Origin of the sequence: Pseudoxanthomonas sacheonensis (assembly GCF_031455975.1) — a bacterium.
GTDB lineage: Bacteria > Pseudomonadota > Gammaproteobacteria > Xanthomonadales > Xanthomonadaceae > Pseudoxanthomonas_A > Pseudoxanthomonas_A sacheonensis_A.
In genome coordinates, this window is record NZ_JAVDTT010000005.1 from 131,880 (window position 1) to 145,770 (window position 13,891).

Here is a 13,891-nt window from a genome sequence, read left to right on the forward strand (position 1 = left end):
CCGCTGGTTCGCGGATCGCCGGCCGCATGGGGCTGGCATACCGATGCATGCTGAGCGCGTTCACCGCAGCGCCGCCAGCCGTTGGGCGAGCTTCTTCGGCGAAATCCCCGCACGCGCGCCAAGTTCCTGGGCGAACAGCGAGACCCGCAGCTCTTCCAGATCCCAGCGCAGCGCCTGCCACGCTTCGCTGCGTTCCGGTCCTGCGGCGGCCGCCTGCTCCAGCGCATCGAGGAAGGGCCGCAGTTCCAGCATACGCGCCTGATCGCGGGTGGGATCGCGCAGGGCGCGTTCGGCACGCAGCCGCATCGCCTTGAGATAGCGCGGAAACTGCGCCAATGCATCGGCAGGCGTGTCGCGCAGGAAGCCCGCATGGATCAGCGAAGCGAGCTGCCTGCGCAGGTCGTCCAGGTTGCCGCTGGCCCAGCCCATCAGCGTCGACTCCAACTGCGGCTTGAGTTCGGCCACGGCGCCCAGAATGGATTCGGCGAGCTTCAAGCGCTCCATCGCTTCGGAAAACAGCTGCCGACCCGTTTCCTCGCGGCGCTTCTCGAAAACGTCGATATCGCGGATGCCGTCCAATCCTTCGGCCAGCAACGCATTGAGCGCAGCTTCGACCAGGTCGCCACGCAAGCGCTCCTGCGATTCGATTGCGGCGTACAACAGGCCGGTCTTGGGGGAGACGGGCAGTTGTTTGCGCGCCTGCTTGACCTTTTCCGCCAACGCGATTTCCAGCAGGCGGCGCACGCCGCACGGATGCGCGGCTCCGGCTTCGGCGCGATCGGCGAAGACGCGCAAAGCGACGCTCTCGCCTTCGTCCACCAAGGCCGGATAAGCGGGCACGCCCGCTTCGCCGGGCACCTGCAGCGGGATCGGCGCGGAAGGGAATTCCCGCAAACCCTGCGCCGCCATCTCGCGTCCGGCACGCGCGGCGAAGGCCTGCCCGGCGCGTTCGCCGAAGCGCGCTCGCAGAACCTCCAGATCGCGTGATTCGGCCAGCACCTTGCCGTCGTCGGCGCGCAGACGCAGGTTCATGCGCAAATGAGGCTCCAGCGCGGCGTCATCGAAATCCAACGCGGCCACCGGCGCGCCGGTGGCGCGGGTAAGGAAGCGCGCCAGTTCGCCACGGATATCGTCGGCGCCCGGTTTCGGGAAAGCCTCGGCGAAGGCGCGGCCGAAATCCGGCGCTGGCACGTAGTTGCGCCGCATCGCCTTGGGCAGGGTGCGGATCAGGCCGGCAGCTTTGTCGGCGACGAATCCCGGCGCCAACCATGACAAACGCACCGCCTCCAGTGCGTTGAGCAGGTGCACGGGCACTTCCAGGGTCACGCCGTCGTCGGTCGCGCCGGGTTCGAATTTGTAGTGCAGCGCAAGACGCGCATCGCCGAGCGGGAAATATTTCGGAAAACGGTCCTCTTCGCTGCCTTCGCCCGGCAGCAGGTCGGTGAGCGACCAATGCAGCGTGCGGCGCGCTTCCGGCGTCAGCTTCTTGTACCAGACATCGAGTCCGGCGGCCGAATGCAGGTCGGAAGGAATGCGATCCAGGTACCAGCGCGCCTGCCAGTCCTCGTCGGCGACGATCCCGGCGCGTCGCAGCTTGGCTTCTTCCTCACGCGCCTGTTCGAGCGTCTTCAGGTTATCGGCGACGAAACCCGCGCGCGTGTTGATTTCGCCGGTGACCAGCCCTTGGCGCACGAAGATGTCGTGCGCCTCCAGCGGCGCGATGCGGCCGTAGTGCACCGGCTTCTTCGGCGCCAGCACCAGGCCGAACAGGCTGATCTGCTCGGAGGCCAGCACATGGCCCTGCGCGCGCGACCAGTGCGGATCGAAGTGCTTGCGCGCCAGCAGGTGCGGCAGCTCGGCGATCACCCAATCCGGCTCTATCGCGGCATTGGTCATGCCCCACACACGTGCCGTATCCAGCAAAGTGGCGCTGAGCACCCAAGCAGGCGGTTTCTTAGCCAGATTGGAGCCGGGGAACAAGTGGTAGCGACGCTGGCGTGGGGCCAGGAAATCCCCTTTCTCGGTCTTGTGACCCACCTGCGTCGGCAGGCCCGCGAGCAAGGCGCGGTGCAGCGGTACGTACTCCGCTTCCTTCTCGTTGAGACTCCAGCCCAGTTCCTCGCACAACAACAGCAGCTGCCGATGCAGTTCCCGCCATTCGCGCATGCGCAGGAAGCCGAGGAAGTGGCGTTCGCACCAGTCGCGCAGTTTGGACTGGGTCAGTTCCTCGTGGGCATCGCGATACGCCTGCCACAGCTTGAGGATGCCGATGAATTCGGATTTGGGATCGGCGAATTTCGCGTGCGCGTTGTCGGCGGCCTCGCGCGCCTCCGGCGGCCGCTCGCGCGGATCCTGGATGCCCAGGAACGAGGCGATCACCGTCATCTCGCGCAGCGACGCATTGCCGTGCGCGGCCACCAGCATGCGCGCCAGCTTCACGTCGACCGGAAGACGCGACATTTGCCTGCCGATCGCCGTCAGTTTCCGATCTTTGTCCACTGCGCCGAGTTCGCCGAGCTGCTGCCAGCCGTCGGCGATCGCGCGTTCGTCCGGCGGTTCGAGGAACGGAAAATCCTCGATGCGGCCCAGGCCCAGCGACAGCATGCGCAGGATCACCCCGGACAGACTGGAACGGCGTATCTCGGGATCGGTGAACTCCGAACGCGACTCGAAATCGGCCTCGGCATACAAGCGATAGCAGATGCCATCGGAAATGCGTCCGCAACGTCCCTTGCGCTGGTTGGCGCTGGCTTGCGACACCGGTTCGATATGCAGGCGGTCCAGCTTCTGCCGCGGGCTGTAGCGTTTGATGCGCGCGTAACCGGGATCGACCACGTACTTGATGCGCGGCACGGTCAGCGAAGTTTCGGCCACGTTGGTCGCCAGCACCAGGCGGCGCTTCGGGCCGGGGTTGAAGACCTTGTCCTGATCGCGCGCCGACAGGCGCGCATACAGCGGCGTGACCTCGGTCTCGCGGTATTTGCGCCGTTCCAGCGCCTGGTGCGCGTCGCGGATTTCGCGTTCGCCCGGCAGGAACATCAGCACGTCGCCACGCGGATCCTGGCGAGTGATCTCGTCGATGGCGGCGACGATGGCGTCGTTGACGGTGCGTTCGCCGCGGCGCGATTCCTCGGAATCGCGCCCATCGGCATGCCCGTCGCCCCCGCCTTCCAGCGGCCGGTAGCGGACCTCGACCGGAAAGGTGCGTCCTTCCACATCGATCACCGGCGCATCGTCGAAATGGCGCGAGAACCGTTCGGTGTCGATGGTCGCCGAGGTGACGATGACCTTGAGGTCGCGGCGCTTGCGCAGCAGCTGCTTCAGGTAGCCGAGCAGGAAATCGATATTGAGGCTGCGTTCGTGGGCCTCGTCGACGATGATCGTGTCGTAGGCCGAAAGCCAGCGGTCCGAGGCGATTTCCGCCAGCAGAATGCCGTCGGTCATGAACTTGATGCGGGTGTCGTCGCCGACCTGGTCGTTGAAACGGACCTGGAAACCGACTGCGCCGCCGACCGGGGTCTTGAGTTCTTCCGCCACGCGCCGCGCCACCGCCCGGGCCGCGATCCGGCGCGGCTGGGTGCAGCCGATCATGCCGGCCACGCCACGCCCGGCGGCCAGGCACAGCTTGGGCAGCTGGGTGGTTTTACCGGATCCGGTTTCGCCCGCGATCACCACCACCGGGTGGGCGCGGATCAGCTCGACGATTTTTTCGGCTTCGCGCGCGATGGGCAGCGCTTCGTCCAGCGTGACCGTTGGTGCGGAAGCGACGCGGGCGGCGATCTTCGCGCTGGAAACCGCCAGCGCCTGCTCGAAAGCGGCGCGGGCGGCCGGATCCGCTGGCTTGGCCTGCCAGCGCGACCACAGGCCATGCAGACGCCCACGGTCGCGCGTCAGCGCTCCGTCGATGGCACGGCGCGCGGCGGGCAGGTCCTTGTTTTCGGTTTCGATAGCACCCATCGATCAGCAAGCGTGAATATTTTGATTACGCAACATCGGTTAACTTGTTTATTGTCGTTTATTGTCGCTTATCCCACCTTAAGGAGCGTCCGCATGGCCAAGACCAAGAGCAGCAAGCCCAAGAGCAGCAGCAAGCCCAGCAAGCCGGACAAGCGCAGCGCCCCGACTTCGCCGGCCGCCGCCAAGCTGGCCGCCGCCGCGCCTACCGCGCCCAATATCGATATCGGGATCGGCGCCGGGGATCGCAAGAAGATCGCCGACGGCCTGTCGGGCTTCCTCGCCGACAGCTACACGCTGTACCTGAAGACCCACAACTTCCACTGGAACGTCACCGGCCCGATGTTCAATTCGCTGCACAACATGTTCATGACGCAGTACACCGAACAGTGGACCGCGCTGGACGAGATCGCAGAACGCATCCGCGCACTGGGCTTCAACGCACCCGGTTCCTACCGCGAATTCGTGGCCCTGTCGTCGATCGCCGAGGAGCCCGGCCTGACCGATAGCGCCGACTGGCACGAAATGGTGCGCCAGCTGGTGGTCGGCAACGAGGCCGTATGCCGCACCGCGCGCAAGGCGCTCAAGACCGCCGACAACGCCGGCGACGATCCGTCGGTGGACCTGCTGACCCAGCGCCTGCAGACCCACGAGAAATACGCCTGGATGCTGCGCTCGCTGCTGCAGTAATCGCAGCGTAGGGCGGGCAATGCCCGCCCTACCTGGCCTTGTAGGCATCGTCCGACAACGCCGCGCACCAACGCCTAGCATGAGCTAGGCGTTTTTCTTAGCCTCCCCGCTTGACCCCGCTGTTAACCTAGACCCATGCAGGAATCCCCACAGCAACTGTTGCACCGCATCTTCGGCCATGCCGATTTCCGCGGCCCGCAGCAAGCCATCATCGAGCACATAACCGCCGGCGGCGACGCGCTGGTGCTGATGCCCACCGGTGGCGGCAAGTCGCTGTGCTACCAGGTGCCGGCGCTGTTGCGGCCGGGAGTGGGCGTGGTCATTTCGCCGCTGATTGCGCTGATGCAGGACCAGGTGGAAGCGCTGCGCCAGCTGGGCGTGCGCGCCGAATTCCTCAACTCCACGCTCGACGGCGAATCCGCGGCACGCGTCGAACGGGCGCTGCTGGCCGGGGAGCTGGACCTGTTGTACGTTGCCCCGGAACGCCTACTGACGCCGCGCTTCCTGTCGCTGCTGGACCGCTCGCCCATCGCCCTGTTCGCCATCGACGAAGCGCATTGCGTCTCGCAATGGGGCCACGATTTCCGCCGCGAGTACCGCGAACTCACCGTATTGCACGAACGCTGGCCGCAAGTACCGCGCATCGCGCTGACCGCCACCGCCGACCCGCCCACCCAGCGCGAGATCGCCGAACGCCTGCAGTTGGACGAAGCGCAGTGGTTCGTCAGCTCCTTCGACCGTCCCAACATCCGCTACAACGTGGCGCAGAAAGAAAACGGCAAGCGTCAGCTGCTGGAGTTCCTGGATGCGCACCGTGGCGAGGCCGGCATCGTCTACTGCCTGTCGCGACGCAAGGTCGACCAGACCGCCGAAGCCCTGGCCGAGCTGGGCTACAAGGCCCTGCCCTACCACGCCGGGCTCGATGCGGAGGTGCGCGCCACCAACCAGCGCCGATTCCTGCGCGAGGATGGGGTGGTGATGGTGGCCACCATCGCCTTCGGCATGGGCATCGACAAACCCGACGTGCGTTTCGTCGCCCATATGGACTTGCCGAAATCGCTGGAAGGCTATTACCAGGAAACCGGACGCGCCGGTCGCGATGGCGAACCCGCCGAAGCTTGGCTTTGCTACGGCCTGGGCGACATGGTGCTGCTCAAGCAGATGATCGAGCAGTCCGAGGCCGGCGAGGAGCGCAAGCAACTGGAACGTCGCAAACTGGATCAGTTGCTGGGCTATTGCGAATCCATGCAGTGCCGGCGTCAGGTGCTGCTGGCGGGATTCGGCGAAACCTATCCGAACCCCTGCGGCAACTGCGACAACTGCCTGCAGCCCGCCGCCAGCTGGGATGCGACGCTGGCCGCGCAGAAGGCCTTGAGCTGCGTCTACCGCACCGGCCAGCGTTTCGGCGTGGTGCATTTGATCGAGGTGCTGCGCGGCGGCGAAGGCGAGCGCATCCAGCAGTTCGGCCACGACAAGCTCAGCACCTACGGCATCGGCAAGGACCTCGATGCGAAGTCGTGGCGGGGCGTGTTCCGGCAATTGGTCGCCGCGGGGTTGCTGGAGGTCGACGCCGAAGCCTTCGGTGGCCTGCGCCTGACGGATTCGAGCCGCGCGGTCCTCACCGGCAAACAGGCCGTGGTGCTGCGCAAGGAACTGCCGGGAAAGAAACAACGCGAGCGCGACCGCGGCCCGCGCACCGGCGTGTCGGTGCAGCCGCAGGATCTGCCCTTGTTCGGCGCCTTGCGCGACCTGCGCGCGCAGCTGGCGCGCGAACAGAACGTGCCGGCCTACGTGATTTTCCACGACAGCACCCTGCGCAACATCGCCGAACAACGCCCCGGCAGCCTGGGCGAGCTGGCCCAGGTCGGCGGCATCGGCGGGACCAAGCTAGAGCGTTATGGCCCGCAGGTGCTGGAAACCATCCGTGCCCAAGGGTGAGGCGGCAGTGCGTCAGCGCATGGTCGGGATGACGAAGCTCTGATCGGAAACCGGTCCGCCTTTCGGCCAGCGCTGGGTGACGGTCTTGGTGCGCGTGTAGAAACGCACCCCGTCCATGCCGTACTGGTTGAGGTCGCCGAAGCCCGAACGCTTCCAGCCGCCGAAGCTGTGATACGCCACCGGCACCGGAATCGGCACGTTGATGCCGACCATGCCCACTTCCACCCGATCGGCGAACTCGCGCGCCGCATCGCCGTTGCGGGTGAAGATGGCCACGCCGTTGCCGTACTGGTGCTTCGACGGCAGTTCCAGCGCTTCCTCGAACGTATCCGCACGTACGATCTGCAACACCGGCCCGAAAATCTCTTCTCGGTAGGTTTTCATCTCCGCGGTGACATGATCGAACAGGCTGGGTCCCAGGAAGAACCCTTGCTCGTGGCCCGGCAATGAAAAGCCCCGGCCATCGAGCACCAGCTCGGCGCCCTCGTCGACGCCGATCTGCAGATAGGTCTCGACCTTGGCCCGGTGCGCGGCGTTGATCAGCGGACCGAAGTGCGCCTGCGGATCGGTGGAAACGCCGATGCGCAGATCTTTCACCGCCGCGACCAGCTTTTCGCGCAAGGCCTCGGCGGTTTCCTTGCCCACCGGCACGACCACGGGCAGCGCCATGCAGCGCTCCCCCGCCGATCCGTAGGCCGCGCCCACCAGGTCGGCGACGGTCTGATCCAGATCGGCGTCCGCCAGCACGATGCCGTGATTCTTGGCCCCGCCCATCGCCTGCACGCGCTTGCCATGCTGCGCGCCCAGCGAATACACCGACTGGGCGATGTCGGACGAGCCGACGAAACTGACGGCCTTGATCGTCGGATGCTTCAGGATCGCTTCGACCGTGTCCTTATCGCCATGCACGACGTTGAGCACGCCCGGCGGCAGGCCGGCTTCGATCATCAGTTCCGCCAAGCGCACCGAGACCGAAGGATCGCGCTCGGACGGCTTCAGGATAAATGCGTTGCCGCAGGCGATGGCCGGACCGAACATCCACATCGGGATCATGGCCGGGAAATTGAACGGAGTGATACCGGCGACCACTCCGAGTGCCTGCCGTGCCGAGTACACATCGATGCCGGGACCGGCCCCCTGCGTGTACTCGCCTTTCAACAAATGCGGAATGCCGCAGGCGAATTCGATGACCTCCAAACCGCGTTGAAGGTCGCCCTTCGAATCTGCGATCACCTTGCCGTGTTCGCTGGACAGCAGATGGGCCAGTTCGTCCATATGCGCTTCCAGCAAGCGCTTGAACTCGAACATCACCCGCGCCCGCCGCTGCGGGTTGGCTTGCGCCCAACCCTTCTGCGCTTCGGCGGCATTGGCGACCGCACGATCGAGTTCGGACGCCGAGGCCAGCGACACGCGCGCCTGCACCTGACCCTTGTTGGGATCGAAGACCTCGCCGTAGTGGCCGGAGGTGCCTACGACCGACTGGCCGCCGATGAAATGCTCGATGTTGCGCATGTGCATGTCCCTGAAAATGTTCGAGTTACCTACGCTTACGCACAAAGCCGCCAATGCGCGCGCAGGATCATTCCGGGAGATGCGACGGCGACCGAATCCCGCCGCCGCACTCCTGATAGTAGGGATCGTAGCGGGACGGCGCGCCCACCGCATCACTTGGACACATGGCGGTAACAGGCGTCCCCCAGCATTGAGGGTTGGGTCCACGATCTTGCGGGAGTGGTAGTCCCAGCGGGGACTACGGCGCACCGCGTGCGAAAGGCTTACTACAATCATGAACGGGAAATCATCGCCCATGGGGAAGCAATGAAACCTTCGCTTTTTTCCGTCCTGGCAACGGCCATCGCACTGGTCCTGTGCAGCGGCGTGGCCAATGCGCGCGAATCCGACCCGGCAACCGTCCCCTTGGTCGCGGCGAAGCTGCAGACCCAGGCGACCGCCAGCAAGGAGGCCAATGCCGCGGTGTTGGTGCGCGACGCCGCCAATCCCAGTCGCAGCCATATCGTCGCCACGGCGGCGCTCGGCGGGCTCGAGGTCTACGACTTGACTGGCAAGCGCGTAGGCACCAGGCCTTCGGGAGAAGTGGCCGCAGTGGATGTCGCCTACGGCGTCGCATTGGGCAATCGCAAGGCGACGGTGCTGGCTGCGATCGACACCACCACCAACAGCCTGCGCCTGTTTTCGATGAAAGGTCCGCGACTGCAGGAAGTCGGCGCGCGTCCGCTGCCGCTGGGATTCGCCGCGGAGGGCGTCTGCCTGTTTCGCAATTCGCTGGACAACGCCCTGTACGCCTTCATCGTCGGCGACGGCGGCGAGGTCGACCAGCAGATCCTGTTTGCGACGGCTGACGGAAAACTGGACGCACGGCAGATGCGCCGCATCAACCTGCCCTCCACGCTCAAGCAATGCGCCGCCGACAGTCGGGGACATGTCTACGTATCGGAAGAAGGGGTCGGCGTGTGGCGTTTCAATGCCGATCCGGAGGCCGACGTCTCGGCCCGTATCGTCGATGCGCCCAGGCTGGGACATCTGGAAGACGAAAGCGGCGGCGTGGCGCTGTACGACGGCGGCGACCGGGAATGGTTGATCGCTTCCGATATTGCGGCGGGTCGGATCAATGTCTACGACCGGTCCAAGAAGGATGCATTCCTGGGCGCATTCAAGCTCGCAGCGCCGGGCAGCGTCGGAGCCATCGCTGAGCCGGGTCCGCTGTTCGCCACCGGCGCCGCCTACCCTTCTTTTCCGATGGGCATGCTGTTGGTGACCGATGAAGACGGCTCCAACTACAAGGCCGTAGCGATGGAGGAAGTGGCCAAGGCGCTCGATCTGGAAATAGGCGGCAAGCCGGTGCAGGACAAGTCTGCAACGCCCAAGGCGGTCGCGGTGACGGCGCTGGTGGAAACCACGCCTGCCAACAGCTATGGCGATGCGGCCGACGATCCGGCGATCTGGGCGAATCCTGTCGATCCTTCCAAGAGTTTGGTGGTGGCCACGGACAAGAAAGCCGGTCTTTACCTCTACGACATGCAGGGTAAGGTCGTGCAGTTCCTTGCCGACGGCAAGATGAACAATGTCGACCTGCGCGAGGATTTCGAACTGGGCGGAAAGAAGGTGGTGCTGGTGGTCGCCAGCAATCGTACCGATGACTCCATCGCCATCTACACGCTGGACACTGAAAAGCGCGAACTCGTCGATGTCGCCGACGGCGTGCAGCCGACCGGGCTGGACGATCCCTATGGCGTGTGCATGTACCGCAGCCCGAAGGATCGGCGTACTTACGTCTTCATCAACGGCGACGACACCCGCAAACGCCAGTGGGAACTGGTGGCCACCGCCAACGGCCGCGTGCGCGCGAAGCTGGTGCGCGACATGGCCTTCGATTCGCAGACCGAGGGCTGCGTGGCCGACGACGAAACCGGCGCGCTGTACGTGGACGAAGAGGATGTCGCGCTGTGGCGCATGTCCGCCAGTGCGGACGGTGCCGAGAGCAGGACCGCGGTGCAGAAGATCGCCGACAATCCCGCGGTGAAGAACGACTTCGAGGGCCTTGGCATCTACGACCTGGGCAATGGCCGCGGCTACATCGTCGTCTCCAGCCAAGGCAACGACACGTACGCGGTGTATCGCCGCGAGGGAAAACAGGAATATCTGGGATCGTTCGCGGTGGTCGCCGACCCGCTGCGCGGCATCGACGGCATTTCGGAAACCGACGGCTTGGAAATCACCAGCCGCAACCTGGGTCCGGGCTTCGAACACGGCGCCATGATCGCCCAGGACGGCCGCAACGTGATGCCGGTAGAGAACCAGAACTACAAATACGTGCCGTGGGAATCGATAGCGCGCGTCTTGAAGCTGGAGACGCGCGGCGAGTGATGGCGGCAGTGGCGGCATCGATGAACGGGTCGCTTCGATCGCGAGCCCAATACCCGCAGGATAGACAGCGGGCGCCGGTCAATCGTGGCAAACTCCGGTCAATCGTAGCGCCGCTGACCGGCATTGAATCCACATGGCTGAACGCAAGGTTCCAGGCGTAGAGAATTTCCAGGGCGCGGCGGGTGGATGGGCTTCGCTGGGTGCGGTGGCTCGCGTGCTGAAGAACCAAATGGCGGTTGGCCGCGAAGCCGCGGCGCTGCGGCGGGTGAACCAGCCGACCGGCTTCGATTGTCCCGGCTGCGCCTGGCCCGATCCGAAACACACTTCCTCCTTCGAGTTCTGCGAGAACGGCGCCAAGGCGGTGTCGTGGGAAGCCACCGGCAAGCGCGTGACGCCCGAACTCTTCGCTGCGCACACGGTTTCGGATTTATGGGGGTGGAGCGACCATGCGCTGGAAGACGCGGGCCGGCTGACCCAGCCGATGGCCTACGACGCGACCAGCGATCGCTACCAACCAATAAGCTGGGAAGACGCGTTCGTCCGCATCGGCGCCGCGTTGCGCGAGTTGCCGCACCCGGACATGGCCGAGTTCTACACTTCGGGCCGAACCTCGAACGAAGCGGCCTTCCTCTATCAACTGATGGTGCGCGAGTTCGGCACCAATAATTTTCCCGACTGCTCCAACATGTGCCACGAGGCCACCAGCGTCGGCCTGCCGGAATCGATAGGCGTCGGCAAGGGCACGGTGACGTTGGAAGATTTCGATCATTGCGACGCGCTCTTCAGCTTCGGCCACAATCCCGGCACCAACCACCCGCGCATGCTTTCGACCCTGCGCGCCATCTCGAAACGCGGCGCACCGATCATCGCGGTGAATCCGCTGCGCGAACGCGGCCTGGAACGCTTCACCTCGCCGCAGGATCCGGGCGAGATGCTCACCAACAGCTCCACGCCCATCGCTCAGACCTACTACCAGGTGAAGATCGGCGGCGATGTCGCACTGCTGAAGGGCATGATGAAATGGCTGTTCGAAGCCGATGCGGCCGATCTGGCCGCGGGCGGCGGCGGAGTGCTGGATCATGCCTTCATCGCCGAACATACCAGCGGCCTGCAAGCCTTGCGGGAAGACATCGAAGGCACGCGCTGGGACGACCTCGTGGAGATCTCGGGGCTGTCGCGCGCCGACATCGAAGCGGCCGCGCAGGTCTACGCCAAGGCCGAGCGCGTAATCCTCTGCTACGGCATGGGCATGACCCAGCACCGCTTCGGCACGCAGAACGTGCAGCAGATGGCCAACCTGATGCTGTTGCGCGGAAATATCGGTCGCGTCGGCGCCGGCATCGCGCCGATCCGGGGCCATTCCAACGTACAGGGCGATCGCACCGTCGGCATCACCGAGAAACCCACCCAGACCCTGGTGGATGCGATCAAGCGCAGCTACGGTTTCGAATTTCCCCTCACCCACGGCCACGATGCGGTGGAGGCGGTGCGCGCGATCCGCGACGGCCGCTCCAAGGCGCTGGTCTGCCTGGGCGGCAATCTGGCGGTGGCGATCTCCGACCCCGAAACCACTTTCCCGGCGATGCGCAAACTCGATCTGGTGGTGCATGTGGCCACCAAGCTCAACCGCTCGCATCTGATTCCGGCCAAACAGGCTTTTCTGCTGCCGTGCCTGGGCCGGACCGAACTGGATGTGCAGGCCAGCGGCGTGCAGTCGGTGACGGTGGAGGATTCGATGTCGATGGTGCATGCCTCGCAAGGCGGATTGAAGCCGGCATCGGAACATCTGCTTTCCGAGCCGGCGATCGTCGCCGGCATCGCCAAAGCGACCTTGCCCGGCAGCAAGGTGGATTGGCAGTCGCTGGTGGACGATTACGACCGCATCCGCGACGGCATCGAATCGGTTTTCCCCTTCTTCGCGGACTACAACCGGCGCGTGCGCGAACCCGGCGGCTTCCGCTTGTATATCGGCGCCTCGGTCCGCGACTGGGGCGGTCCGGGCAGAAAGGCGAATTTCCTGGTCGCCCCCGGCCTCAACGAGGATCCGCGCGACGACCGCTCGGATGCGCTGACCATGACCACGATCCGTTCGCACGACCAATACAACACCAGCATCTACGGCTTCAACGACCGCTATCGCGGCGTCAACGGACGGCGGGATGTCGTATTCATGAACGCCGCGGATCTGCGGGCGCGCGGACTGAAGCACGGCGACCGCATCGATATCGAATCGCGCATGGGAACCGGCGGCACGGAGGCGACAAGCCAAAATTTGCGGGGCTTCATCGCAGTGGAATACGACATCCCGCGCGGCTCGACCGCCATGTACTACCCGGAAGGCAATTGTCTGGTGCCGCTGGACAGCCACGACCCGAAGTCCGGCACGCCCGCGTACAAGTCCATTCCGGTGCTGATCCGCGCTTCGCAGGAAGCTGCGGAAAGTGTCTGATCCCGGCGAAGCGGGCAACGGTCGTGCACGCCGTCCGGTCACGCAGATAAGCGCAGGCATCGCCCGGACGGCCTCGGACCTGCTGGCGGAAGAAGTGCCGGTCGCCGTGCACTACGACGGCGAACCATTCGCGGTGATGATGGCCTCGCCCGGAGACCTGGAGGATTTCGCCTACGGTTTCTCGCTGACCGAGGGCAGAGCGAATCCGGCCGATATTGTGGATATCGAGGTGCGGACCGTGCTCGAAGGTCTGTTGCTGGATATTCGCACGCGCAATCCTGTTCCAGCAGGCGCTATTCCGGAACGGCTGCTGCCAGGACGCAGCGGCTGCGGCATCTGCGGCAATCGGATGCTGGAAGATGTGGTGAAGCGCCCTGCGCCTGTCAGCGATGGCGTGGCGATAGAAGTGGCCGCGCTCGAAGCCGCATTGGCGGCGCTGCAGGATCGGCAACCGCTGAATGTCGCGACCGGCGCGACGCATGCCGCGGCCTGGGCTTCGCCCGACGGCACGCTGATGCTGGTGCGCGAGGATGTGGGCCGGCATAACGCATTGGACAAACTGATCGGCGCGATGGTGCGCGACGGGATCGATCCGGCGCTGGGTTTCGCACTGGTGACCAGTCGCGCCAGCTACGAGATGGTGACCAAGGCCGCCGTGGCGGGCATCGGCCTGCTTGCCGCCATTTCCGCGCCGACCGCACTCGCCGTCGATCTGGCCCATGACTGCGGCCTGACCCTCGTTGGCTTCGTAAGACCCGGGCGCCAGGTGATCTACAGCCATCCGCATCGGTTGCCGACTTCCCCCGTAGGAGCGACGTCAGTCGCGACCGAATCTCTTGCCGGCAATCCATCCGAAGACGTCTCAGTCGCGACTCACGTCGCTCCTACGGCGCCAGATCGCGGGCAAGACGCGGCAGAGTAATGCTAAGAGCGTCCAACAAGCTCCTGATTTTGGACATCCAAATATTGTGGCGA

7 protein-coding genes are annotated in these 13,891 nt (G+C 65.1%); 5 read left to right on the forward strand and 2 right to left on the reverse strand.

Features of this window, described 5'->3' with window-relative positions; genetic code table 11:
- Nucleotides 1-60 precede the first annotated feature (60 nt).
- Nucleotides 61-3,957: an ATP-dependent RNA helicase HrpA gene (gene hrpA / locus J2W94_RS16755; protein WP_310095872.1), complete on the reverse strand. Its 3,897-nt coding sequence runs from the start codon at nucleotides 3,955-3,957 to the stop codon at nucleotides 61-63.
- Between the two features lie 93 nt (nucleotides 3,958-4,050).
- On the opposite strand from hrpA, the gene J2W94_RS16760 reads away from it, so the two are divergent.
- Together J2W94_RS16760 and recQ are read left to right on the forward strand one after the other, a co-directional pair.
- Nucleotides 4,051-4,644, forward strand: a complete 594-nt coding sequence (locus J2W94_RS16760; protein ID WP_310095874.1) for a Dps family protein — start codon at nucleotides 4,051-4,053, stop codon at nucleotides 4,642-4,644.
- A gap of 135 nt (nucleotides 4,645-4,779) precedes the next feature.
- On the forward strand, nucleotides 4,780-6,582 hold the full coding sequence (gene recQ, locus J2W94_RS16765; protein ID WP_310095875.1) for a DNA helicase RecQ: 1,803 nt from the start codon (nucleotides 4,780-4,782) through the stop codon (nucleotides 6,580-6,582).
- A gap of 12 nt (nucleotides 6,583-6,594) precedes the next feature.
- On the opposite strand, the gene J2W94_RS16770 is transcribed toward recQ, so the two are convergent.
- On the reverse strand, nucleotides 6,595-8,094 hold the full coding sequence (locus J2W94_RS16770) for a CoA-acylating methylmalonate-semialdehyde dehydrogenase (protein ID WP_310095877.1): 1,500 nt from the start codon (nucleotides 8,092-8,094) through the stop codon (nucleotides 6,595-6,597).
- 306 nt (nucleotides 8,095-8,400) lie between these two features.
- On the opposite strand from J2W94_RS16770, the gene J2W94_RS16775 reads away from it, so the two are divergent.
- The 3 genes from J2W94_RS16775 to fdhD all read left to right on the forward strand — a co-directional run bounded on the left by J2W94_RS16775 (nucleotide 8,401) and on the right by fdhD (nucleotide 13,838).
- Nucleotides 8,401-10,467: a phytase gene (locus J2W94_RS16775; protein ID WP_310095879.1), complete on the forward strand. Its 2,067-nt coding sequence runs from the start codon at nucleotides 8,401-8,403 to the stop codon at nucleotides 10,465-10,467.
- A gap of 133 nt (nucleotides 10,468-10,600) precedes the next feature.
- Nucleotides 10,601-12,916, forward strand: a complete 2,316-nt coding sequence (locus tag J2W94_RS16780) for an FdhF/YdeP family oxidoreductase (protein WP_310095881.1) — start codon at nucleotides 10,601-10,603, stop codon at nucleotides 12,914-12,916.
- A complete protein-coding gene (gene fdhD, locus J2W94_RS16785) occupies nucleotides 12,909-13,838 on the forward strand; it encodes a formate dehydrogenase accessory sulfurtransferase FdhD (protein WP_310095883.1) in 930 nt (309 codons plus the stop codon). Before J2W94_RS16780 ends, fdhD begins: the two co-directional genes overlap by 8 nt.
- Nucleotides 13,839-13,891 lie beyond the last annotated feature (53 nt).